Genomic DNA, 23,868 nt, shown 5'->3' with positions numbered 1-23,868 from the left:
GCCCTACTGATTACCCTTGAGCCTGGATCAACGTATTCATCATGCTCTGCACCACCGACATCACGTGGGCGTTGGCGGCGTAGGCATTCTGAAGCTGGATGAGGTTCGACATCTCCGAGTCCAGATTGACGCTGGAGGTCGAATTGAACTTGGCCTGGAGCGTCGACACCACGACGCTCTGGCCCTGCTGCAGCTGGGTCGCCTGGGTCGAGGCGTTGGCCTGCACGCTCAAGAACTGCTGGAGGTAGTTCGAAACGCTGCCGGTGAACGGCTGGCTCGCCGAGCCGAGGCCGGTCTGCGGCGAATAGGAGTACACCGCATTGGTGAGCTGCGAGTAGAGATAGTCCGAGCGCGTCGTGTCACCCGTCGGCGTCACCGGCGAGGTGCTGTAGATCGACAGCCTGGTCGGGTCGGCGGTGAGCTGCGTGTTCACCGCGATGCGGCCGGCAAGGCCGGTCATCTGCGAGCCCGAGGCCGTGATCGCACCGGTGTAGAGCGCCTGACCGCCATCGGTGAACAGCGGCAGCTGGGGACCACCCGAGGTCAGTGACGAGACCGTCTTGGTGCTCGACGCCGAAGTGATCCTGGCGAGGCCGCTGTTGTCGTCGGTGACGCGGAGCGTCGTCGCGGTCGCCGGCGACGGAGCCGCGGAGAACGTCAGGTGCGAGCCCGATAGCGCGGTGTTGAGCGCGGACGCGATCGCGCCCATGCCGCCGGAGAAATTGACGCCGACCTGCATCGGATTTGCGTTGGTGGCGTTCTGGAGCGGCAGCGCCGCCGGGTCGGTCACGTTCACCAGCGTGATCTGGCGCTGGGTGTTGGTGGAATCCGTATAGGTGATGTTGACGGTGTTTCCCGGCTGCGCGCCGGCCAGATCGATGTCGAAGCCCGCGGGCGGACCGGAGACGGTGGTGCCCGCCGTGGTCTTGTCCGACAGCGCACTCGACATCGTCGCGGCGAGCTGGTCGACCTGGTTCTGCGCCTGCACCAGCGTCTGGTCGCGCAGCTTCAGGTCGGCGGCGATCTGGCCGGAGGAGACCACGTTGTTGCCGGCAACGTCGATGGACGAGCCGTTCGGCAGCTTGATGGTGAGCGCACCGACGCCCGACTTGGCCGGATCGACGTTGTAGAGCGACGTCGCCCCCAGCGTGCCGGAAGACGTAAACGAGAATTGCGAGGCGAGCCCCGCACCGACCAACTGGACGCCGGTGGTGGTGTAGATGTTGGCCTGGTTCGATCCATCGGTGGTGACGCGGACGTCGACATATTTCGACAGCGTGTTGATGGCCTGGTCGCGCTGGTCCATCAAGGTCGCCGCGGACGGATCGTTCGGCGCCAGGCCCTGGAGCTTGGTGTTGATGTCGGCGATCTGGTTCATCGCCGCGTTGGCAGCTTGCGACGAGGTACCGAGATCCTGCTCGACGTTCGAGCGCAGCGACTGGATGCCCTTGGTGGTGACGTTGAGCTGCGTCGCCAGCGCCTGCGCGGCGCCGAGCGCGACGGTCTGCGCCGACGACGAGCCCGCGTTGGTCGAGAGCGCCTGGAGCGATGAGGTGAAATTGTTCAGCGCGGTTTCGAGCGTGCCGCTGTTGCCGGGCGTGCCGTAGACATTCTGAAGCTGCTTCAGGATGTTGGCCATCTGGTCGGCATAGCCGCTGCCGCCGGTCTCGGTGCGCAGCTGGTTCAGCACGTAGCCGTCGATCTCGCGGCTGACACCGGTCGTCTTGGCCGTCGAGCCGAAGTCACCGGTGGTGACTTCGATCTGGTTCGGCGTCTGGGCGACGTAACCCGGCGTCTGCGAGTTTGCGACGTTCGACGAGACGATCGAGAGCGCGGCCTGGTTGGCACGCAGACCGCTCATCGCACTGGCAAGGGCTGAACTCAAACCCATGTTACTTGCCGCCTTTGGTTACGTTACGCGCCGATCAGCGCAACACGTTCAGGAGATCCTGCACCATCGAATTCGCCGTCGTGATCACCTTGGTGTTGGCCGAATAGGCCTGCTGGGTCACGATCAGCTTGGTGAACTCGTCGGCGATGTCGGTGTTGGATCCCTCCAGCGACGAACCGCTGATGGTGCCCGAGGCTCCCGCGATCGCCGGACCCGACTGGTCGGTCACGGCGTAGGCGCCGCCGTCCATCGCCTTGAGGTAGTTGGTGCCGTTGAAGTGCGACAGCGTCACCTGGGCGAGGTCGAGGTTCTGGCCGTTGGAGAAGGTGCCGACCACGAGACCGTTGTTGCTGACGGACACCGAACGGAGCTGACCGGCGGCGTAGCCGTTCTGCGTGATGGTGTTGATGGTCACCGCGCCGCTGGTGCTGGCATATTCCGTCAGTGCGCCCGAGGAGATGTTGAGGGCGACTGAACCCAGCGATTGACCGCTGACGGTGACGTTGCTGAGCGTGATGCCCGAGCCGCTTGGAGAAGTGAGCGAACCGTCGGCGGCGAAGGTGAAGGACTGTCCTGCGTTCACCCAGCCGACCGTCGTGCCGGTCGCATTCGGGTCGGTCTGATAGAACAAATTCCAGGTGTCGGTGTGACCCGTGCCCAGCGAAGCGCTGTCGGTCTTGGCCCAGCGCAATTGCAGGTTCACCGGCGTGCCGGCCGCGTTGTAGGCGGTCACCGCGCCGCCGCTGATCGATTCCTTCGTGAAAGTGGCGATGTCGTTGCCGATCACGGTGCCCGTACCCGAGGTACCGCCGCCGCCGCGCGCCTTGGTGATGGATGACGTGAAGCCGAGCGCGGCAAAGGCGCTGCTGTTGGAGCTGGTCACCGTCAGCGTGGGGCTGGCAATACCGGTTTGCAGCGTGATCACGCCGTTGGAGATCGAGGAGCCGGTCGCGCCGCTCAGGCCGTCGATCTTGCCGAGCAGGGTCGTGATGTCGTCGGTGACGTTGATCTGGTTCGGGCCGGATGCACCCGAAGCCATGAAGGTCAGCGTCTGACCGTTCACGGAAATGGTGTCGTTGGCGGCGAAGCCCGACGAGAGGACTTCCGCGCCGCCGGCCGTCGCAGCGCCGCCCAACACAGTCGAGCCGGTGATCGCAGGCGTGGACAGCACGTTGCCGCCGCGCGTCACGCTGCTGACACCGAGCAGGCCGGCCGCTGCGCCCGAAACCGTGATATCGCTCGTTGTGTTGGTTGTGATCTGGATGTTGCCGCTCGACGTCATCGTCGCGGTCGCGGGCGCACCACCGGCCGCCGTCGTGATCGCGTTCAGGATGTCGGACATCTTTGCGCCGGTGGGCGAGAGCAGGCCGATCGTGGTGGGATTGCCGGTCGTAACGCCCGACACGGTGTTGTCGAACTTGATCACCGTGCCGTTGATCGTCATCTGCGTGCCGGCCAGGCTGGTCAGCAGCGTGCTGTTGAGATGCGGGCTCACGGCGGAATCGAGCGACGTGCCGCTGCTGACCGCGGCCGAAGAGCTGTCCAGCAGTGCCACCGATCCCGTTGCGGTCGTCGCCGTATAGGCCGAGCGCAGATTGCCGGTCGCTGCCGCACCGGAGACGGTCGCACTGGTATAGGGCGGCGGCGGCGTGCCCACGATCAGCGGGTTGGATGCGAAATCGGACGGGTTGAGGCCGCCGGCCGCGAGCAGCGTGCCGCTCACCGCCGTCGAGCTCGCCACGGTGTTCGGCACCGACGGCAGGTTCGCCGCGTACTGGATCGAGGTCGTCGCCTGCGCCGGGACGAAGTTGTTCTGGAATTGCAGCACCGTCGGCACGCTGCCGGTCGGGTTGCCGGTCTTCGGGTCGACCGCGACGCCCATCAGGTAGTAGCCGGCACCGTTGACGAGGTTGCCGTTGGCGTTGACCTGGAAGTCGCCGCGACGGGTGTAGTAGTTGACGCCGTCGAACACCGGCACGTTGTCGACCACGCCGCTCGCCTTCTGCACCGAGAAGAAGCCGTCGCCGGTGATCGCCATGTTGGTGGCGACGCTGGAGGACGAGATCGTGCCCTGGGTGGTGATGGTCGCCTGTGCGTGGGCAGTGACGCCGCCGGCGACCTGCTTGCTCGGCACGGAGGCGTCCGGAATGAGATCCTCGAAACTGGTCCCGATGCCCTTGTAACCGGTGGTGGACGAGTTCGCGATGTTGCCCGAGATGTTCTGAAGCGCGTAGGACTGCGCCTGCAGGCCACCCACCGAGGTGTTCATTGCATCGAAGATACCCATAACTTTGTCTCCAAATCCGATCTCGGCGGCCGGCAGACCAATGGCCGCAGTCGGAGGAGACGTCGCAAGGCCTATGCCAATGCGGGTATCACAAGAAAATCAATGGCTTAAATAGACATGCCCCGGTCGGATGACCGGGGCACAATTGCCGGCCCGGCAACAATTGCCGGGGAAATCCGTCAAATAAAGACTATGTCGCCGACGGCGCCGCGGGGTGGAACACCAGCCCGAAACCGTCGATACAGTAGCGTAGTCCGGTCGGCTTCGGACCGTCGTCAAAGACGTGGCCGAGATGGCCGCCGCAGCGCCGGCAGTGCACCTCGGTGCGCACCATGCCGAAGGTGCGGTCCTCGGTCTTGCCGACATTGCCCTCGATCGGCTGGTAGAAGCTCGGCCAACCCGTGCCGCTCTCGAACTTGGTCTCCGAGGCAAACAGCGGAAGGTCGCAGCCGGCGCAGGCGAAGGTGCCTTTGCGATGCTCGTTCAGCAGCGGGCTGGAGCCCGGGCGCTCGGTGCCCTCCTTGCGCAGGATCTCATATTGCTGCGGCGTCAATTGTGCGCGCCACTCGGCGTCGGTCTTCTCGATCTCGAATTTTTGCGCGGCCTTCTCTCCAGCCTCGGCCGGCGTTGCCCTCAGCCAGCGGAAGGCCGATAGGCCGAACAGGCCGGCGACAGTCGTCAACAGGATGCGGCGGTCAAACATCTGATTCTCCGTGCGCGGGGAGTCCACGCCCTGAGATACGGGCTCTAACGGCCGATGTTACACGTCCAGGCGGAATTTTTCGCGTCCTTATTGCGAGACGCCCTGCACGTGAGAGGTCTCCTGGGAGGTCTTTTGGGAGGCCGGTTGCGCCTGTTCCGGCGCAGGCGGCTGCGGCGGGGCCATCCGTGGCCGCTCCCCGGGCGGCTGGCGGCGCGGACCGGTGCCGGCGGCCCTGTTGGCCTCGGCCAGCCGCGCCTCGCGTTCCCTGTCCTTCACGCGCATCCGCTCGCGGTAACGGGCGAGCGACCCGGAGGCTGCGGAACTCGCCCTGCCCCATAGGCCGACCAGCTGGCCCGCGACCCGGCCGGTGGCGCCGCCGGCCCAGACCAGCTCGAACGGCGAGAACAGCTTCCAGCGCTCATCGCCCCACAGCATGCTGCGCGCGATCAGCTGCCCGGCCAGAGCCGAGGTGTTCATGCCCTGGCGGCCGAACCCGCTCGCCACCCACAGGCCTTTGCGCAGCTGGCCGATCTGCGGCATGCCGTGCACGGTCTGGCCGGTGACGCCGCCGAACATATCGGTGACCTCGACATTGCCGAGCCCTGGGAAGATCGACCGGATGCGGCGCTTGACGGCGCCTGCAAAGCGCTGCGGCCGCGCGGCCCAGGTGGTTTCCGGGCTCTCCCACATCAGGCGGTCGCCATCGACGATGCGGAAATGATCGACGCCGTCGGAATCCATCACCGATCCCTTGAAGCCGATGATCTCGTGCACGCGCTCGCCGAGCGACGCGGTGATGCCGGCGTAACGCCAGACCGGCAGCAGCGTTTCCGACAGGCGCCGCAAGGGCGCGCCGAGATGGATGTTGCCGGCAAGCACGATGTGGGAGGCGCGCAGCCGCGCCGAGGGCGTGACGATGCGCTTGCGGATACCGGAATGATCGATGCTGACGACCGGTGTGTCCTCGAAGATGCGGGCGCCGGCGCGCCGTGCCAGCGCGGCGAGGCCATGCACATATTTGCGGCCGTCGACCTGGAACGCCTTTGGGTAATAGACGCCGTGGAAGTAACGATCGGTCTTGAGCACTTCGCGAACGCGATCGACCTGCCAGCCCTCGGCCTCGGTGTCGAAATCCTCGTTCAGCATCTGCAGCCGGCTGATCAGCCGGTCGCCGGCATCGACGTTCGAGACCTCGAGCACCCCGTCGGTGAGGCCGATGCCCGGCATGTTCTCTTCAGTGGCGTTGGCGCGGACGAACTCGGCGCCCTCCCTGGAGAGCGTCCACAACTCGCTGGCGTCCTCGAAGCCGATGCGCTCGATCAGGTCGGCGAGCGGCAACGCGAAACCCGGCATCACGGTACCGAGCTGGTTGCCTGAGGCGTTCCAGCCGACATGGCGGCCCTCGAGCACCGCGACGCTGGCCCCGAGCCGGGCCGCCTCCAGCGCAATGGAAAGGCCGGCAAGCCCTGCCCCGATCACGCAAATGTCGGCGTCGAGATCGAACGACAGCCGTTCACGCTCGCGAAAGCCGGCTTCTTCCTGGGACACGCTTGTGAAAGTCTCGCTCATGTCGTTTTCTTAAAATACCGAGCAGGCGCTTGTCACCTTGTCCTCGATGGGCGCCTGTAGATTATTCTGGACGTGGAACGATTCGAGAATGCCATGCGCCGTTTGATGCTGCTGCGTCACGCCAAGACCGAGACCGACGCGCCGAGCGGCCGTGACCAGGACCGCCGGCTCGACCATCGCGGCCAGCGGGATGCCGCCGAGATGGGCGAATGGATGGCCAGCCATCCGCCCGTCCCCGAGATGGTGCTGGTGTCGCATGCCGTCCGCGCCCGGCAGACCTGGGACGTCGCCTGGGAGGCGATGAAGGACCGTGTCGCGGCGCCCGAGGTCGCGATCCTGCCGGAACTCTACGGCGCCGATCCTGCGCAGATTCTCGAAACCATTCGCACTGCAACCGTCCCGGCCAATCCCAAGCGATTGCTTCTGGTCGGGCACAATCCCGGCATGCACGAGGCTGGCCTGATGCTGACGGGCAGTGGCGATCACGCCAGCGCCAAGGCACTCGCCGACAATCTGCCCACAGCGGGGCTTGCGATCCTCGACTTTGACGTCAAGGATTGGGGGGACGTGGCCTACCGCCGCGGCAAACTGGTGCTGTTCGTCAGCCCCAAGTTGCTTCGACAAGGATGATCGCGCGACGTGCCGACAAGATATGCTGATTGGAAGATTAGGGAGGCGCAGATGTTCAAGTCCATCCTCGTACCCATCGACCTCGCCGACACCGATCTGGCGAAGCCTGCGATCGAGACCGCGGCAACGCTGTCGCAAAACTGGAATGGATCGATCCGGCTGCTCAACGTGCTGCCGATGACCCCGGTGATGCTGGCCGAATACGTCCCCGCCGATTTCGACGAGCAGCAGCGCCAGACCTCGGAAGAGGCTCTCGCCATCGTCGCCCGCGAATCCGGCATCGACCCCGCCCACATTTCCAGCGTGGTGCGCCAGGGTGGTATCTATCACGAGATCCTGGAGGAAGCCGCGCACATGAAGGCCGACCTGATCGTCATGACCTCGCACCGGCCTGCGATGCGCACCTATTTCCTGGGGTCGAATGCCGGGCATGTGGTGCGTTACGCCAAGTGCTCGGTGCTGGTTGTGAGGCACTGAACTCGGAGCAATGTCGTGGAGCAATGGTGGCGGAGATGGACCTATGAAGTCCCGCGGGCGATCGGCGATGCGTTACGGAACGTGCTGGTCGTGCAACTGGCGGCGCTGCTGGACAGGCTGACGGTGTCATCGCCTTCCTCCCCGTCGTCATTCTCATAGGCGCCTACTATCACGGCATCCCGATTCCACCTGAGCTGATGCTGGTCGGCGACTTCCTCGCCTATATCGACATCTTCTCGGTGCTGCTCCTTCTCGGCGTGCTCAGTCGCGTCAGCACGGTCCCTTTCTTGCCCAGCCTCGACGGGCAAAACACCCCAGCCTTGGGGCAACCCGCTTCGCCAAAAATATTCCACTTTACCGAACTTCGGAAATATCGCATGCGTCGCGGTAACCCGGCCCATGGAAGAGGGGCGTATCGCGATCGTCACGACGCGGGCCGGGCTGTGGGGGCGTGGGTCTCATCGGCGCGAAGGGCTTTGCAGGGCGGGCAACTGTGAGTGAAGACCATCGCGCACACGACCGATGTGATCTTCGGCTCGAAGCCGATCAACGAAGCCGACTATGAGCCCAGCATCGGCTTTAACCCCCTGCACGATCATCGCTGAGGACGACACCGCTGACCGCGAGCCGAGCTTGGGCTGGACCGCGGACGGCCAGTTCGGCAACTGCGCTGACCTGGAGCAAGGAGCGCCGGCCGTTGCGCCACAGAACGTCCGTGAATTGAACGAGGCCACCGTTTGGGTCGACCACTCGCACCGGCGCTTCTCAACGGGCTGACCAGTTCGCAGCGCAAGCGGATGACCAAGCGGACGCGCAGTCGGAATTCCGATTGCGGCGTGGTCATCGCCTGTTGCGGTTGATCTGAGCCCTATGGGCACTCCAGCGGCTTAGATAGGCACGCCGGCGCGTCACGAGTTGACGTTGACGGGCAAGAGGTCCGCCGGCTCACGCTGGCGGGTCAACCATTTTGCCAATCAAAACGACGACTTGGTGACCCCCGCGCTCTTCGAAATGCTCGACGGCTCCAAGGGAGTGAGTTCCCGCCACTTAACAAATGTTGAGATTTTCAAGGCGTCCTTTTGTCGCAGGTGTGGCGCTACTGCTACAGCTTAGGCGAGTGGAAAACGCTACTTTTCCATAACTGGGCGGTCGCGCCGATTCTTATTTCTGGGGAGATACCAATGAAGAAACTTATTGCAATCGCTACCGGCGCACTGGCGCTCGGTCTTGCTGCCCCCGCTAGCGCAGCAGACCTCGCGGCCCGTCCCTACACCAAGGCTCCGCCGATGGTAGCCGCGATTTATGACTGGAGCGGCTTTTACGTCGGTGCCAATGGCGGCGGTGGTTGGGCCCGCGACTGCCGTAATAATGTCACGACTGTAACGTTCCTCGGCTGCTATGATCCGAGCGGAGCGGTTGCAGGCGGTCAGATCGGATATCGTTGGCAGTCGGCCAGCTGGGTGTTCGGCCTTGAGGCTCAGGGCGATTGGGCTGACATTCATGGCACGACCCAGAATCTGGGCAATGCACTCAACTCGCTCTCGACCAAGATCGATGCCCTCGGTCTCTTTACCGGGCAGATCGGGTACGCTTGGAATAATGTTTTGTTCTACGCAAAGGGTGGCGCTGCCGTTGTCGATCAGCGCTTTGACTTCATCTCGAATGCCACAGGCTTGGCGGTTGCATCAGCAGGCTACAACACTCGTTGGGGCGGCACGGTCGGCGCCGGCCTCGAGTTCGGGTTCGCGCCGAACTGGAGTATCGGTGTCGAGTACGACCACATCTTCTTGGGCCATCACGACGTGACCTTCATCAATAATACAACGGGCGCGGCCTTGGCCGACACTTACAATTCTGGCGGCGACGTTGATCTTGCGACAGTCCGTGTGAACTACCGCTTTGGCGGCCCGATCGTCGCAAAGTACTAAGCAGCGGCATTCGAGAAACAAAGGCCGGCTCACAGAGCCGGCCTTTTATCTTTGGGATGTTCGATGACCAAAGCCGACAGACCCGTCACACCTGCTCAGCTCGCCAATCACCTCAACTCTGCCTTCGCCTCGGCTGAACCTCATGTAATATCCCAAGCTATCGGCAAGGCTCTCGGCGAGTTCAACATCTCAGAAATGGCGCGAGAGACAGGTTTAGCCCGGCAGAGCATCTATCGTGCTTTCCAGACACAGACGCAACTGCCGAACTTTACCACCGTCCTCACTGTGCTCACGGCCATGGGATTGCAGTTCAAGGTAACGCCCAAGCGCAGGCCGTCTAAGAAAAGCAATCCGGCCAGCGGCCTAGCTTGAGCCAACGCTGAAACCGCCACTGCTCGCGGGGGTCACGCTCGCGGAATTCAAACGACAAAGCCCCGGCATCAGCTCGGGCTTTTCTTTTGGATGATGTTGCTTTACCGGAGCGGAATAAAGATCGTCGGCTTTCGAGGCGCTAAAAGCTGACTTTGCGAGCCATGATGTGTCCCCGTTCTCGCGATGTGCCGCGATTGTGTGCGCGCCCGCCGACGCGCGCACGCGGCATTAAGGGAATAGTAGTTTAGAAAAATCAACGAGATGAAGAGCGCGTCTGTGAGTGTGCGCGTGCGTGGCCCTATTAATTTTCCTCCTGCGCAGGGAAGGCCGTGTGTTCGGCCACACCTGTATGCCGCTGTGCAGTCCTTTTGCGCTACATGCGCGCAGCGGACCGCGGGTGCGAGGTCGGCACCCGGTCTTCCCTGCGGCCTCAATGAGGCGACAAAGCAAAGCTCGGGCACAAGCCGCGAGGATGCGAAGGCGTATCTATTGAAGAGAGGTCCCGTGCCCCGGACCCAGCGCAGGCTCCCGGCGCTGAGAGGCATCGTCCGGTACGGTGCGCTGCAGAGCGGGGCCCATGTATCAGCGCGCCGTGTCGCCTCCCGGGTCCCGGCTCTGCGCAGCAGCGTGAGAACGCTGCAGCGCGTCCGCGACACAGGTGCCTTACAGATAGCGCGTCAGTTCGGCCTTGAACTGGCCGTAGACGGCATCTTCGATCTGGCTGCGGTTGATCCCGATGTCGCGCAAAGCGCGGTCGTCGAGCTCGTTCAACGTCTTGACGGCGGAGCGGCGCTCCAGGCGGTCGAACAGGGCGTAGGCGGCGCCTGCGAGCGCGGCAAAAAATCCGCTCGACGAGGATGGGCGCAGACTCCGCCCGGCAGTTTGCGAGATCGTGGTCATGTTTCTTCTCCGGCCTTGTGTCCCGCGCGGCGAAGCAGGTGCCGTTGGCGCAAACGCCTGAGCGTCTGCACCTCATTTGCCGTCGGATTGCTCTCGCTCAACTCGGCTCAATCGCGGAACTTGATGGAACTTAAATGCTCCAGTACATTGCTCGGAGCAAGGAAAACATTGCTCTCGGTGCAATAATGTCCAAGTTCGAGTACGTGAAGCTTGCGGATGCCATTGCCGCAGATATCGCTAAGGGCACGTTAAGAGCCGGCGACCGCCTGCCGCCGCAGCGCAATTTTGCATATGACCGCGGCATTGCAGTCTCGACTGCGAGCCGGGTTTATACGGAGTTGCTCCGCCGCGGGCTCGTGGTCGGCGAGGTCGGCCGCGGCACGTTCATATCAGGCGACATCAGGCGCGAGGTCGAGACGGTCGCCGAGCCGCGCGATGCGCGCATCGATTTCGAGGTCAATTATCCGTTACTGCCGCAGCAATGGGCGATGATCGCCAAGAGCCTCGCCGGGCTCGAGCGCGTCGATGCGCTCGAGTCCGTGCTGCGCTCCTCGACCAGCACCGGCACCAAGAGCGCGCGCAATGCCGCTGCCGCCTATCTCGCGCGCAAGGATTTCACGCCGCAGGCCGAGCAGATCGTGTTCACCGCGAACGGCAAGCAATCGCTCGCCGCCGCGCTGGCGGCGCTGGTGCCGACCGGAGGCCGCTGCGGCGTCGAGGCACTGACCTATCCTTACATCAAGAGCATCGCCGCGCGGCTCGGCGTGACACTCGTGCCGATCCCGATGGACGAGTTTGGCGCGCGGCCCGATGCGATCCAGAAGGCGCATCGCGAAGCGCATCTGTCGGCATTGTATCTCCAGCCCATCATCCAGAATCCGCTCGGCGTCACCATGAACGCGACACGGCGCGCCGACATCATGCGCGTCGCCGAGAAGCTCGATCTCACCATCATCGAAGACGCCGTCTACGGCTTCCTTGCCGATGACACGCCGCTCGCGGCGCTGGGACCGGACCGCTGCATCGTGCTGGATAGTCTGTCCAAGAAGGTCGCGCCGGGCCTTGCCCTCGGCATCCTCGTCGCGCCGCCGCACTTGCGCGAAAGCGTGATGAGCGCGGTGCGCACCGGCGGCTGGATCGCCTCGGGCCACGCGCTCGCATCCGGACAGCGGCTGATGGCCGACGGCACCGTCGCCGAATTGACGCGACTGAAGCGCATCGACGCCGCGCGCCGCCAGCAGACAGCAGCACGGCTGCTCGCGGGCTACCAGGTCGCCGCCGACGCACGCTCCTATCATCTCTGGCTGACGCTGCCGCCGCACTGGCGCTCGCAGACCTTCGTTGCCGCGGCCTCGCGGCGCGGCATCGCGCTGACGCCGTCCTCGACCTTCGCGGTCGCGCATGGCCACGCCCCGAACGCGGTGCGGCTGGCGCTTGCGCCCCCCTCGCTCGAGCAGCTCGATTCCGGCCTGCGCACGATCGTATCGCTGCTCGGCACCAAGGAGGAAGATTTCGACTCGACGGAGTAACGCGCTCGCCGTTTACGCCTCCGGCCATTCGGCGATAAAGCCGTTCGCCTTGTACGGCTCGATCTTGTGCCATTCGTGCAGGACACGACGGCAAAACTCGGCGTCGGTATGCCAGAGCGTGCGCGGTGTCGCAAAACTGTCGACGGTGAGCAGCAGCTTCGTCACCTCCGGCCAGTGCCGGTGCAGCGTCATCGGATAACGCCGCGCAGTCCAGGTGTTGCCGAGGCAGATCACGCTGCGGATGTTGTGCAGCCCCAGCGCCGCGTCGATGATGGGCAGCGAGTAGATCACGTTCTCGCCGGTGTTCATCGCGCGGTGCTCCTCGAGGATCCGCTCCGCCGGAATGTCCGCGGCGACCATCGCCGCCTTGATGATCTCGCACTCGGATTGCTCCGAGCCCGGCGTCACGCCGCCGCTGACAATCACCCAGCGGAAGAAGCCGTCACGCCACAGCCGCGCCGCAGCCTCGACGCGGAGCGCAACGTCCTCGCGGGTGCCGAACAGAAACAGCAGGTCGGCGGGCCGAAGCAGCGTGTCGATCAAATGAATGCGATTGATCTCGGCGATCTCGTCGGCCGTCGGCAGGCGCGTGCTGCAATTCCCTGATGTCATCGCGGCACGATGCGCGACCGGCGCGCGGCTGCGAAGTCAAATTTGATTGCGGCCGATTGCAGGTGCTACGGCAGCAAGCCGGCCGGCAACCGATCAAAGCCATAGCTGCGCGGCTGGTTGCGCCGGACGAAGCCGCCGACCTGCCAGGCGAACAGCGCGGCAAAGCCGAGAATGAACAGCACGCCGGCGAATTCCCCGATCATCAGCGCGCGGATCAGCAGCCCGGCCATCGCCACGGCCAACAGCGCCAGGAACGCCAGCACCGCCCCATAGGTCTTGGTGCCGAGGCCGGCGGTGAGCTCGGCCCGGCTGCCGGCCTTCGCCATCCGCGCATGCAGCTCGACGATAAACGCGCGAAAGCCATTGTCCTGTGGCGCCATCAGCGCCGCGGTCTGCCAGCTCGTCGACAGGATCGCGATGCGCCCGCCCTTGGCGTGGCTGACATCGGCGCGGAAACGGTGCTGCTGCATCGAGACCGGGCGGAACGACAGCCTGATGGCGCTGATTTCGTCATAGCGCCAGACGCCGGAGCGGCCGGCGATGTGCCAGGACAATCCTTCCTCGGTCAGCTCGAAGCGATGCGCCGAGCCGATCAGCGACGCCTTGTAGGCGTAGCTCGTGAGCGACTGTCCCTCCCCGTCCGAAACCCGCATCACTCGATCCCGTCTGCGATCCGCTTGCGCGATCGCCCTCACCCATCCTACAAGCGAGGCATGGCTGAGACGATCTATTTTCCGCGCCGGCTGATTCTCGGGGCCGCCATGGTCTCGGGCGTGCTGCTCGCGCTCGCGGTGCACATGCTGGGTGCGCGCTACGGGCTCGATCTCGGCGGCCTCTGGCGCTCCGACACGCACGAGTTCATGCCGACGGGCGCGGCGATCGCGTGGTGGCTGATCGCGACGGTCGGATTCTCCGGCGGCTATTTCACGGCGAGCCTGATGCAAAGCGCCGTCTCCGGCCAGATCCCGCAGCGGATGCGCCAATTCCTGATCGCGGTCGGCGTGCTGCTGCTCGCCGGCGCCGGACAGGCAGCCTCGGCCCCGAGCCCGATCCCGACCATATCAGGCGTGCTCGCGGGTCTCGCGGCGCTGTGCCTCGGCGCGGTGATGGCGTTCTGCGGCGCGCATTTCGCGCTGCGCCGCGGCTAGTCGGTCAGGCCGAAACCCGCAGCCGCGGCCGATCCAGCATCATCGCGACATCGCAGGCCGGCCTCGGCTGGCTGAACAGATAACCTTGCGCCTGGGTGCAGCCCTCGCGCCGGAGCAGCTCGAGCTGCGCGTCATTCTCGACCCCCTCCGCCGTGGTGACGATGCCGAGGCTGCGGCCGAGACCGGTCACCGCACGGATGATCGCCACGGAATCGTCGCGAGTCGCAAGCTCCGACACGAAGGAACGGTCGATCTTGATCTTGTCGAACGGGAAGCTGCGCAGATAGCTCAGCGACGAATAGCCGGTGCCGAAATCGTCGAGCGAGATTCGCACGCCCATGGCGCGCAGCTCGTGCAGCGTCGTGAGCGTTGCCTCGCTGTTCTGGAGCAGCACGGATTCGGTGATCTCGAGCTCGAGGCGGCGCGCCGCCAGCCCGGATTTCTCCAGCGCCTCGGTCACCGATGCGATCAGGTTCGGATTCTTGAACTGCACCGGCGACAGGTTGACGGCGACGCCGATATTGTCGGGCCAGGTCGCTGCATCGGCGCAGGCACCGCGCAACATCAGCTCGCCGAGCTGAATGATGAGGCCGGTCTCCTCGGCAAGCGGAATGAAGTTGATCGGCGAGATCAGGCCGCGCTGGGGGTGGTTCCAGCGCATCAGCGCCTCGAACGCGACGACACGATCGCTGGCGACGTCGCGGATCGGTTGATAATAGGGCTGGAACTCGTTGCGCTGGAGCGCCGCGCGCAGATCCATTTCAAGGAGGCGCCGCGCCTGCGCGCGCGCATCCATGCCGGTCTCGAAGAAGCGATAGGTGCCGCGGCCGTCGGCCTTGGCGCGGTACAGCGCGAGGTCGGCATTCTTCAGCAACTCGTCGGGATTGCTGCCGTCCTGCGGCGACAGCGAGATGCCGATGGAGACCCCGATCACGATCTGATGGTCATCGATTTCGTAAGGCGCGGAGATCACCTCGACGAGGCGGCCGGCAAGCGCTCGCGCGGCGGCTTCCTCCGAGCGGCCGATCTGAACCACGGCGAACTCATCGCCGCCGAGACGGGCGACGGTGTCGTGCTCGCCGACGGTCGCCTTCAGCCTGCGGCCGACTTCCTTGAGCAGCGCATCGCCGATGGGATGACCGAGCGAGTCGTTGATGTCCTTGAAATGATCGAGGTCGAGGCAGAGCACCGCGAGCTGGTCGTTCGAGTCCGCCCGGCGCAATCCCTGTTCAAGCTGTTCGTGGAACAGCACGCGGTTCGGCAGATTGGTCAGCACGTCGTGGCGCGCCATGTGCGAGATCTTGGCCTGCGCCTCCAGCCATTCGGTGATGTCCTCGAAGGTGGCGACCCAACCGCCGCCCTGCATCGGCTGGTTGACGACACGGATCGAGCGGTCGAACCGACGAATGACGTCCGTCGTCGTACGTCCGTCCCGGGCATCGTCGACAAGGCGTGCGAAGAATTGTTCGGGATCGCCGGTCCACTGCCCCTTCGCCGCCTCCTCGCGGAGAACCTCGATCAAGACGCGGCCGGTGAGCTGCATGTCGGAGCGGCGGAGCATCGCCGCATAGCGTTCGTTGAACAGGATGATCTTGCCTTCCGCATCGAACATGCAAAGGCCCTGCGACATGTTCTCGAGCGCGGTGTCGAGCACGACCTGCTGGCGTCCGATCTCGCCCTTGGCGCGACGGTCGAGCACGGCGGCCGCGAGCGCGATGGCGATAATAGCAGCGGCCGCGCTGGCAGTCAGGATGGACAATGACGCCGGCGGGATCGAAAGACCGCCGATCGCAAGGGTCGGATCGGGCGTCAACTCCAGTGCGCCCATGGCGGTGAAATGGTGCGAGACGATGGCAACGGTGAGCAGGATCGTTGCGCCGAGCGCGTTGGACAGGCTATCGCCTCGGCCCGCGACGAACAGGGCGAATGATCCGAATACGATGCCGAGCAGGATCGAGACCGTGACGGTTCTCGTGCTCCAACCGACATGAGCGGGGATCTCGAACGCCATCATGCCGGTATAATGCATCGCTGCCACGCCTGCGCCGACGATGGCACCACCGACCGCGACCAAAGCTCCGCGTCTTGCCGAAACCGAGATGCTGAGACCGATGAAGGTGACGGCGATCGCAAAGACCAGCGAGAGAACCGTCACCGGGATGTTGTAGGCGCCGCCGGCGCCCGGCCCGTAGGCCTGCATCGCGATGAAATGGGTTGCCCAGATGCCGCAGCCGGCCACGACTGCGTCGAGGGTGATCCACACGAGGCGAGCACCGCCGCTGGCCGCGCGCGCCCGGTGAAACAGGCTGATCGCCGCCGCGCTCGCAAGCAGGCACACCGCGCCGCCGAGTGCGACCAGACGCCAATCATGCTGGTCGGTGAGACAAAACAGAACTTGATACATTGCCGGCCCCCATTCATCGGGCACTAGAACCGGCAGAAATGGACAGTCGGTAACCGGCTATGCGCCGGTTACCGGAATGGTGAACAGGGAATGTGTGCGACTGTTCACATTGCGCGTGCCGGGGCCCTCGCACCAAATCCGATCACGGCCGCCGCGATCAGCAGGACCGCCGCCGATATGATCAGCGATTGGTGTAGGCCCGGCACGAAGGCGCTGTCCGAAGCGATCAGCGACCCGAACAGCGCGACGCCGAGGACGCTGCCGGTCTGTCGCGTCGCGTTGAGCACGCCGGCGGCGATGCCGGAGCGCGCCTTCTCGACACTGCCGAGCAAGGTCGAGGTCAGCGGCGGTACCAGGAGGCCAAGTCCACCGCTGATCGCGATCATCTGCGCAAGGATCGCCCAATAGCTCGTCCCGGCTTCGATCCAGACCAGGCCGAGACAGCCGAGCGCGGATATGGAGGCGCCGACGACGATGGTCGGGCATGGCCCGATACGCTCGGAAAGGCGCGGCGCCAGCAGATTGACCGGGAGCACCGCACCCATCATCGGAACGAAAGCAAGCCCGGTCCACCACGCCGACAGGCCGTTGATCCGCTGGAAATAGAGGCTCAGCACGAAGATCAGGCCGTAGATGGCGATGTTCACGAGCAGACCGACGATCGTGGTCAGGGTAAACAGCCGGTGGCTGAACAACGACAGCGGCAGCATCGGCTGCGCCGTGCGGCTCTCGCGCCAGATGAACAGCGCGGCAAGGACGACTGAGGCCACGAAGGCCGCGACCACGGCCGGATGGCCCCATCCCAGCGCACCGGCTTCGATGATCGCGCCAGCGAGCGACCCGAGTGCGGCGATCGCCGCAAGCTGGCCCGGCAGATCGATCTCGCGCGAGCGCGCCCGCGTGGTTTCGCTCGCATAGCGCCAGCTCAGCCACAGGCCGGCGAGGCCGATCGGCAGATTGACCAGGAAGATCGCGCGCCAGCCGACCAGCGTGATCAGCGCGCCGCCGACGAAGGGACCGGCGGTCAGCGCCAGGCTCGCGCCTGCGGCCCAGACCGCGACCGCACGGCCGCGCGCTCGATCGTCCGTGTAGGCGTGGTTCAGCAGCGCCAGCGAATTCGGCACCAGGATCGCCGCTGCCAGCCCCTGAACCAGCCGCGCGCCGATCAGCACGATGGCGTTGGGCGACAGCGCACAAGCTAGCGAGGCCGCGGTGAAGATCGCGAACCCCGCCATGAAGATGCGCTTGGCGCCGATCCGGTCGCCGAGTGCGCCCGCCGTCAGGATGAAGGCGGCAAAGGCGATGGTGTAGGCGCTCACCACCCATTGCAGCTCGGCGACGCCGCCGCCGAGCGTCTTGCCCATGGCATCGAGCGCAGTGTTGACGATGGTGACGTCGAGCTGCACCACGCCGTAGCCGAGGCTCATCGCCGCCAGCGTGAGCGAGGTCGCGAGGCGCGATGCGGTGCGCGGAGCACCGTTCGCGTCGAAGGATTCGAATTTGATGGTATTGGCGCGCATGCTGCCACCTCGATTGCAGCCCCATGCGACATATACACCGTCGGTCCGTCGCCATGTTTCGACAATGACCGAATGATGAATATCCGATAAGGCCGCGCCGCGCGGGATTGGCCGCGCGGCGCTCTGGTGGCTGAAGACGGCCTTAGCTCGCCGCCCGCAGGTTCACCTTGCTCTCTGCAAGCGACGTCAATTTCCTGTCGGTCGCCTTCTCCTCCTCGAGGGTCTTGGCGAGCACGGCGGCGCAATCGCTGCGGCCGAGCTGCTTGGCCCAGGCAATCAGGCTGCCGTAGCGGACGATCTCGTAGTGTTCGGCGGCCTGCGCGGCGTTGATCAGCGCTGCGTCGAGCACCGCCTTGTCTGCGACCTCGCCGGCGGTCTCGTCGGCTTCCTCGATGATGCCGTCGATCGCCGGGCAGTCGACCGCCTTCACCTGGGCACCGTGCATCTTGAACACTTCCTCCAGCCGCGCGACGTGCTGCTTGGTTTCCTCGAGATGCGTCAAAAAGCCCTGCTTCAGCTGCGGATCGGTAGCCTTGTCTGCCATTTTCGGCAGCGCCTTGGTGAGCTGCTGCTCGGCGTAGTAGATGTCCTGGAGCTGATGCACGAACAGGTCGTTCATGGTCTTGATGTCTTTGGTGAACAGTCCCATCGTTCCGATCCTTGCAGGTTTCGGGAACACGACCGTACCGGCTTGCACGAAAAGCCTGTTGTTTCGCCGTGTTCGATTGCTGATGGGGCGCTAACCGGTGCGCGGCGCCGTCGTTCCAAAAAAGCCTCGCCGCGTTTGCGCCGGAACAAAGCTTGCGAGCGCAGGATTTGAGACCATCTCAATGAAAGGTTACGCGGTCGAGGCTCGGTCCCCGACTCATATGCTTAACGCGCGGGCGATGTGAACCATGTATGACAGAAACGGCCGATCCGGCGCAGAACCTGTCGTTGTCAAGGGCTGCACAAGTCGCTGTTTTTGCCTTAAATGAGCTACATCATGCCTAGCGATCGACGCCCTTTTCGGGCAGTGATCGCAACCGACCGGCCAATGTCTGGCCCGGTCGGTCTTGCCCCCCGCCGGGAGGATGAATGCACGGACTGCTGCCCGCGCTGAAGCGCGGCTTCAAGAGATGGATCGGCTGGCGACGGCTCGGAATTGCCGCGAGCGTGATGATCATCGCCTTCGCGGTCACCACGCTCGTGCGGACCCTCCACGGGATCGACAGGAACGCCATCCTCACCGCGCTGGCTGATATCCCGCGTGGCAATATCGGCCTGGCGGCGCTTTGCGTGTTCTTCGCGTTCTGTACGCTGACCTTCTATGACTTTTTTGCATTGCGAACGATCGGCAAGAAGCACGTGCCCTATCGCATCGCAGCGCTGTCGAGCTTCACGTCCTATTCGATCGGCCACAATATCGGCGCCACCGTATTCACGGGCGGCGCGATCCGCTTCCGGATTTATTCGGACTATGGGCTGAACGCGATCGACGTCGCGAAGATCTGCTTCCTCTCCGGCTTGACCTTCTGGCTCGGTAACATCTTCGTGCTGTCGATCGGCATGGCCATCCACCCGGACGCGGCCTCCTACATGGACCAGCTGCCGTCGTCGATTAACCGGCTGATCGCGTTCGGCGGCCTCGCCTCGATCGGGGCCTATCTGGTCTGGCTCTGCATGGGCGAGAAACGACGCGAGCTCGGCCAGAAGGGCTGGAAGGTGGTGCTGCCGTCAGCGCCGCTGACGCTGGTGCAGATCCTGATCGGCGTGGTCGATCTCGGCTTCTGCGCCTTTGCGATGTATCTGCTGATCCCTTCCACTCCGCCGATCGACTTCCTGTCGCTCGCCGTTGTGTTCATCCTGGCGACACTGCTGGGCTTTGCCAGCCATGCGCCCGGCTCGATCGGCGTGTTCGACGCCGCCATGCTGGTGGCGCTGCCCGAATTCGGCCGTGAGCAGCTGCTGGCGACACTGCTGGTCTTCCGTATTCTCTATTTCGTGATCCCGTTCGGTCTGGCCATCTCCATCATGGGCACCCGCGAGCTCTGGATGAACGTCGTCCAGCCCTGGCAGGAGCGACGGCGGCTGGCGGAGGCCTGCGCGCAGGCCAACCTGCCCAAGCAGGTTACGGCGATGGAGCATGAGCGGTCGCTGCGCCAGGCGAGCAAACGGTAAGGCCGGCCGCGACCTGCAAAGGCGACAGACGAAGGTTGCAGGCCGAACGGCAATCCTCTCTTATTTCCGCCTCAACTTTGCCGTTGAAGACGCGGGCCATGATCCCTGTTTCCCTTCGCCGATGTCTCGCGGGCGCCCTGCTGCTGGCAGGGCTCCTCGCCGTTTTGCCTCAGCCCGCAGCCGCGCAGGACAGCGGCGCCTTGCAGATCAATTGGGAGGTCCGCAATCGCTTCCGCCTGTTCCGCGAGGAGCGCGACTTCCTGCTGCATGTCGAGAATGCGCGAAACCGCAGCATCCTCGCCGCCGAGCAATCGATGGAGCTGCAAAGCGAAGGCCGCGGCTGGGCTCGCAACATGGTCAACCGGCTCTGTATCGACCTCCAGGGCCGGGTCAACCAGCCCTGCACGCGCGACAACGTCAAAGAGAACTACCTGACCCCGATCGATCATCCCGTCACCGTGCGGCTGACCGGCGCGGTGCCAGTCGGTGCGACCTGCGCCTGGTCGTTCGACGACGGCGACGGACCGCAAACCTCGACCTTCGACTGCGCCGAGCCGATCAATCTGCGGGTGCGCTACGGCAAGCAGACGGTGGCGACCGTCGACGTGTCCTCCGGCTCCGATCCGAGCCAGCGCATCCAGACCGAGATCCAGGTGCGCGACATCTTCATCGCCGGTCTCGGCGACAGCATCGCCTCCGGCGAAGGCAATCCGGACCGGCCGCTGGCGCTGTCCGACGAGGGCTTTTGCTTCCGCTCCTATCTCGGCACCGCCGGCGGACAGTACTACCGGCCGAGCCGCGCCGGCTTCAAGGGGGGCCGCGCCTGCGAGGCACCGGATACGCTCGCCAACTGGCAACGCTACAGCGCGCTCTGGTTCAACTCGCCCTGCCACCGTTCGCTCTACAGCTATCAGGCCCGCACCGCGCTCGCGCTCGCGGTGCGCTACACCCATATCGCGGTCACCTATCTGCCGCTCGCCTGCACCGGCGCCAGCATCAGTGACGGGCTGCTCGGTTCGCAACGCGCCCGCGAATGCCCGCCCGGCAAGAGCGGCGTCTGCAACACCAGCGTGAACGCCCAGATCGCCGAACTGCGCGAGGCGCTCGCCGCGGCGAAGAAGCGCCAGCCGGACCGCAACCTCGATCTCGTGCTGCTCTCGATCGGCGCCAACGACGTCTACTTTTCCGGCCTCGTCGCCGACGTCATCGTCGACACCGCGACCGAGCGCGCGCTGTTCCGCCGCTCCGGCGTGATGGCAAGCGTCGATGAGTCCCGCGACGCGTTGCAGCGCGAGCTGCCGCAGAACTTCGTCAAGCTGCGCGAGGCGCTGAAGCCGCTCGTCGGCGGCGATCTCTCGCACGTGGTCTACGTCTCCTACGCCAACCCGGCGCTGGCCGACGGCGGGGTGCCCTGCCGCGGCGGCCGCGCCGGCTTCGACATCCATCCCGCCTTCAACGCCGATCCGCAACGCCTCGCCCGCGTGTCGACCTTCGTCGATACCGAGTTCCTGCCGCAGTTGAAGGGGCTCGCCACCTGCACACACGGCGCGCTGTGCCGCGATCCCGAGGCTGACCGCATGACCTTCGTCGACACGCATCAGGCCGCCTTCGCCGACCACGGTTTTTGCGCGCATTCCGGCAACGATCCCGAATTCGATCGCACCTGTTTTGCCGAGAACGGCCAGAGCTTCAATCCGGACATCGTCAGCGCAGCGAGCCAGCCGATGCTCTGCGGCCGCGGCGCCTCGGAATATCGCGCCTATCTGCCGCGCGCGCGCTGGATCCGCGACGCCAATGACAGCTATTTCGCCGCGATGACCTATCCGCAAGGCTTGCCGGCAGCGAGCCAGCCGAACGACATTCACGACGCGACATGGGGCGTGCTTTCCGCGGTCTATGGCGGCGCCGTGCATCCTAGCGCCGAAGGTCACGCTGCGATGGCTGATGCGACATTGCCTGCCGCAAGCGCCGTGCTCGGGCTGGACGCCGTACCACCAAGCGTCACGCCCGGGCTGTTGGCTCCGCTGCTGCCGGGCGCCCAGCAGTAGCAAAGACGCGGCTTACCCAAACGCGACGTCACCGCCCGCACGGCAGTCGGGCAATCCAGTACGCCGCGACGGCAGTGATTGCGTCGAGGCGGCCGCGTTCCCGCACTCTGCCGTTCCATCAATTCAAAAACGGCATCAATCAATACTCCCTTGAACTTGGACACTTTCCCGCGCGCACCTCTAGGAGTCGCCTCGAGGAAACATTTCGAGTTCAAGGAGGCGCCTGATGAGCGCAGTGATGTCCGCAGCGGACGTGAAACGGTCTCGCGTCAGGTTGTTCATCGTGACCATGCTGTTCCTGGTCACCACCGTCAATTACGCCGACCGTGCCACGCTCTCGATCGCAGGCCCTGCGCTCTCCAAGGAGCTGAATCTCGACCCCGTCGCCATGGGCTGGATCTTCTCGGCCTTCGGCTGGTCCTACGTGGTCGCACAGGTGCCGGGCGGATGGCTGCTCGACCGTTACGGGTCGCGCCTCGTCTATGCGTTCTGCATCCTCGTCTGGTCGCTGTTCACGATGATGCAGGGCTGGGTCGGCTTTCTCAGTTCCGGCGCTGCCGTCGTCGCGCTGTTCGCGCTTCGTCTTCTGGTCGGCGTCGCGGAAGCACCGTCCTTCCCCGCCAACGCCCGCATCGTGGCGGCCTGGTTTCCCGGCAATGAGCGCGGCACCGCCTCGGCCTTCTTCAATTCGGGACAATATTTCGCCACCGTGATTTTCGCGCCGTTGATGGCCTGGATCGCCCACGACTATGGCTGGCGCTACGTGTTCTTCGTGATGGGCGGGCTCGGCGTGATCATGGGCCTCGCCTGGATCAAGACCGTCTACGGACCGAAAGAACATCCTTCGATCAACGAGGCCGAGTTCGACTACATCAAGGACGGCGGCGCGCTGGTCGATCTCGACGCGCCCAAGAACGATCTGAAGGACGAACGCGCAGCGGATTCCGGTCCGAAGTGGGATCATATCCGCCAGCTGCTCTCCAACCGCATGATGCTCGGCGTCTATCTCGGCCAGTACTGCATCAACACGCTGACCTATTTCTTCCTGACCTGGTTCCCGGTGTACCTGGTCAAGGAGCGCGGCCTGTCGATCCTGCAAGCCGGCTTCGTCGCGACGCTGCCCGCGCTGTGCGGCTTCATCGGCGGCGTGCTCGGCGGCATCATTTCCGACGTCATCCTGCGCAAGACCGGCTCGCTGACCATGGCGCGCAAGATACCGATCGTGGGCGGAATGCTGCTGTCGATGTCGATCATCGCCTGCAACTATGTCGACGGCCAGGCGCTGGTGGTCGGCTTCATGGCGCTCGCCTTCTTCGGCAAGGGCATCGGCGCGCTCGGCTGGGCTGTCGTCTCCGACACTTCGCCCAAGGAGGCCGGCGGCGTCTCCGGCGGCCTGTTCAATGCCTTCGGCAACCTTTCCTCGATCACCACGCCGATCGTGATCGGCTACATCGTGGCCGCGACCAAATCCTTCAACGGCGCCCTGGTGTTCGTCGGCATCAACGCGCTGGTCGCGGCGATCGCATACCTCGTGGTGGTCGGCAGGATCGAGCGGGTGGTGCTCAAGCGTTCCTCCTGAGCGCTCCGAGTGATCGGAGTGGGACAAGCAACTCAACGGCGGTCTCAAAGGCCGCCGTCTTTGTTTTGGGGGTAATCGATGCTAGAAGTGCCGGGGAAGCGCCTTATCCAT

General features: G+C 64.7%; 20 protein-coding genes. 10 read left to right on the top strand and 10 right to left on the bottom strand.

From position 1 onward, the window contains the following. Nucleotides 1–10 precede the first annotated feature (10 nt). The 4 genes from flgK to QY049_RS11305 all read right to left on the bottom strand — a co-directional run bounded on the left by flgK (nt 11) and on the right by QY049_RS11305 (nt 6,450). Nucleotides 11–1,891, bottom strand: a complete 1,881-nt coding sequence (gene flgK / locus QY049_RS11320) for a flagellar hook-associated protein FlgK (RefSeq protein ID WP_194481782.1) — start codon at nt 1,889–1,891, stop codon at nt 11–13. Nucleotides 1,892–1,925: 34 nt separating this feature from the next. Continuing rightward, on the bottom strand, nt 1,926–4,178 hold the full coding sequence (locus QY049_RS11315) for a flagellar hook-basal body complex protein (protein ID WP_194481781.1): 2,253 nt from the start codon (nt 4,176–4,178) through the stop codon (nt 1,926–1,928). A 190-nt stretch (nt 4,179–4,368) separates the two neighbouring features. Continuing rightward, nucleotides 4,369–4,881 carry a peptide-methionine (R)-S-oxide reductase MsrB gene (gene msrB, locus QY049_RS11310; RefSeq protein WP_128950827.1) on the bottom strand — a complete coding sequence of 171 codons (513 nt, stop codon included), beginning with the start codon at nt 4,879–4,881 and terminating at the stop codon, nt 4,369–4,371. A gap of 87 nt (nt 4,882–4,968) precedes the next feature. After that, nucleotides 4,969–6,450, bottom strand: a complete 1,482-nt coding sequence (locus QY049_RS11305; protein WP_194481780.1) for an FAD-binding oxidoreductase — start codon at nt 6,448–6,450, stop codon at nt 4,969–4,971. Nucleotides 6,451–6,543: 93 nt separating this feature from the next. Here QY049_RS11305 and QY049_RS11300 point away from each other — a divergent pair, with 93 nt between their 5' ends. The 5 genes from QY049_RS11300 to QY049_RS11280 all read left to right on the top strand — a co-directional run bounded on the left by QY049_RS11300 (nt 6,544) and on the right by QY049_RS11280 (nt 9,857). Next, nucleotides 6,544–7,080 (top strand): histidine phosphatase family protein, encoded by a 537-nt coding sequence (locus tag QY049_RS11300; RefSeq protein ID WP_194481779.1) that lies wholly within the window; start codon nt 6,544–6,546, stop codon nt 7,078–7,080. A gap of 51 nt (nt 7,081–7,131) precedes the next feature. Continuing rightward, nucleotides 7,132–7,557, top strand: a complete 426-nt coding sequence (locus QY049_RS11295; protein ID WP_194467273.1) for a universal stress protein — start codon at nt 7,132–7,134, stop codon at nt 7,555–7,557. A 197-nt stretch (nt 7,558–7,754) separates the two neighbouring features. Continuing rightward, complete coding sequence (locus tag QY049_RS11290; RefSeq protein WP_246755783.1) at nt 7,755–8,054, top strand: helicase associated domain-containing protein; 300 nt, start codon at nt 7,755–7,757, stop codon at nt 8,052–8,054. Nucleotides 8,055–8,738: 684 nt separating this feature from the next. Then, nucleotides 8,739–9,485: an outer membrane protein gene (locus QY049_RS11285; protein ID WP_194481778.1), complete on the top strand. Its 747-nt coding sequence runs from the start codon at nt 8,739–8,741 to the stop codon at nt 9,483–9,485. Between the two features lie 63 nt (nt 9,486–9,548). After that, entirely contained in the window at nt 9,549–9,857 is a 309-nt protein-coding gene (locus QY049_RS11280) for an addiction module antidote protein (RefSeq protein ID WP_194481777.1), read from the top strand. Nucleotides 9,858–10,520: 663 nt separating this feature from the next. Here the strand turns inward: QY049_RS11280 and QY049_RS11275 are convergent. Beyond that, entirely contained in the window at nt 10,521–10,757 is a 237-nt protein-coding gene (locus QY049_RS11275) for a DUF1127 domain-containing protein (RefSeq protein WP_301269341.1), read from the bottom strand. A 185-nt stretch (nt 10,758–10,942) separates the two neighbouring features. Between QY049_RS11275 and QY049_RS11270 the strand changes: the two genes are divergently transcribed. Next, a complete protein-coding gene (locus tag QY049_RS11270; RefSeq protein ID WP_301269340.1) occupies nt 10,943–12,286 on the top strand; it encodes a PLP-dependent aminotransferase family protein in 1,344 nt (447 codons plus the stop codon). A gap of 12 nt (nt 12,287–12,298) precedes the next feature. Here the strand turns inward: QY049_RS11270 and QY049_RS11265 are convergent, their stop codons facing one another. Next, the gene (locus QY049_RS11265) at nt 12,299–12,898 is read right to left on the bottom strand and encodes a YdcF family protein (protein WP_301269339.1); all 600 of its coding nucleotides are present in this window, start codon (nt 12,896–12,898) and stop codon (nt 12,299–12,301) included. Between the two features lie 65 nt (nt 12,899–12,963). Continuing rightward, nucleotides 12,964–13,551 (bottom strand): hypothetical protein, encoded by a 588-nt coding sequence (locus QY049_RS11260; protein WP_301269338.1) that lies wholly within the window; start codon nt 13,549–13,551, stop codon nt 12,964–12,966. A 60-nt stretch (nt 13,552–13,611) separates the two neighbouring features. On the opposite strand from QY049_RS11260, the gene QY049_RS11255 reads away from it, so the two are divergent. Continuing rightward, nucleotides 13,612–14,046 (top strand): hypothetical protein, encoded by a 435-nt coding sequence (locus QY049_RS11255; RefSeq protein ID WP_194481772.1) that lies wholly within the window; start codon nt 13,612–13,614, stop codon nt 14,044–14,046. A gap of 4 nt (nt 14,047–14,050) precedes the next feature. Here the strand turns inward: QY049_RS11255 and QY049_RS11250 are convergent, their stop codons facing one another. The 3 genes from QY049_RS11250 to QY049_RS11240 form a co-directional block, all read right to left on the bottom strand. Then, entirely contained in the window at nt 14,051–16,450 is a 2,400-nt protein-coding gene (locus QY049_RS11250; RefSeq protein WP_301269337.1) for an EAL domain-containing protein, read from the bottom strand. Between the two features lie 104 nt (nt 16,451–16,554). Further along, nucleotides 16,555–17,970 (bottom strand): MFS transporter, encoded by a 1,416-nt coding sequence (locus QY049_RS11245; protein ID WP_301269336.1) that lies wholly within the window; start codon nt 17,968–17,970, stop codon nt 16,555–16,557. A 142-nt stretch (nt 17,971–18,112) separates the two neighbouring features. Continuing rightward, the gene (locus tag QY049_RS11240) at nt 18,113–18,619 is read right to left on the bottom strand and encodes a ferritin-like domain-containing protein (RefSeq protein ID WP_194481769.1); all 507 of its coding nucleotides are present in this window, start codon (nt 18,617–18,619) and stop codon (nt 18,113–18,115) included. A 428-nt stretch (nt 18,620–19,047) separates the two neighbouring features. Between QY049_RS11240 and QY049_RS11235 the strand changes: the two genes are divergently transcribed. The 3 genes from QY049_RS11235 (at nt 19,048) to QY049_RS11225 (ending at nt 23,757) form a co-directional block, all read left to right on the top strand. Then, on the top strand, nt 19,048–20,130 hold the full coding sequence (locus tag QY049_RS11235; protein ID WP_194481768.1) for a YbhN family protein: 1,083 nt from the start codon (nt 19,048–19,050) through the stop codon (nt 20,128–20,130). Nucleotides 20,131–20,228: 98 nt separating this feature from the next. Further along, complete coding sequence (locus QY049_RS11230; protein ID WP_194481767.1) at nt 20,229–22,178, top strand: hypothetical protein; 1,950 nt, start codon at nt 20,229–20,231, stop codon at nt 22,176–22,178. 226 nt (nt 22,179–22,404) lie between these two features. Next, entirely contained in the window at nt 22,405–23,757 is a 1,353-nt protein-coding gene (locus QY049_RS11225; RefSeq protein WP_194481766.1) for an MFS transporter, read from the top strand. Nucleotides 23,758–23,868 lie beyond the last annotated feature (111 nt).

Origin of the sequence: Bradyrhizobium sp. WYCCWR 13022, assembly GCF_030435535.1 — a bacterium.
Lineage (GTDB): Bacteria > Pseudomonadota > Alphaproteobacteria > Rhizobiales > Xanthobacteraceae > Bradyrhizobium.
This window is presented reverse-complemented; position numbering and strand designations above follow the sequence as displayed.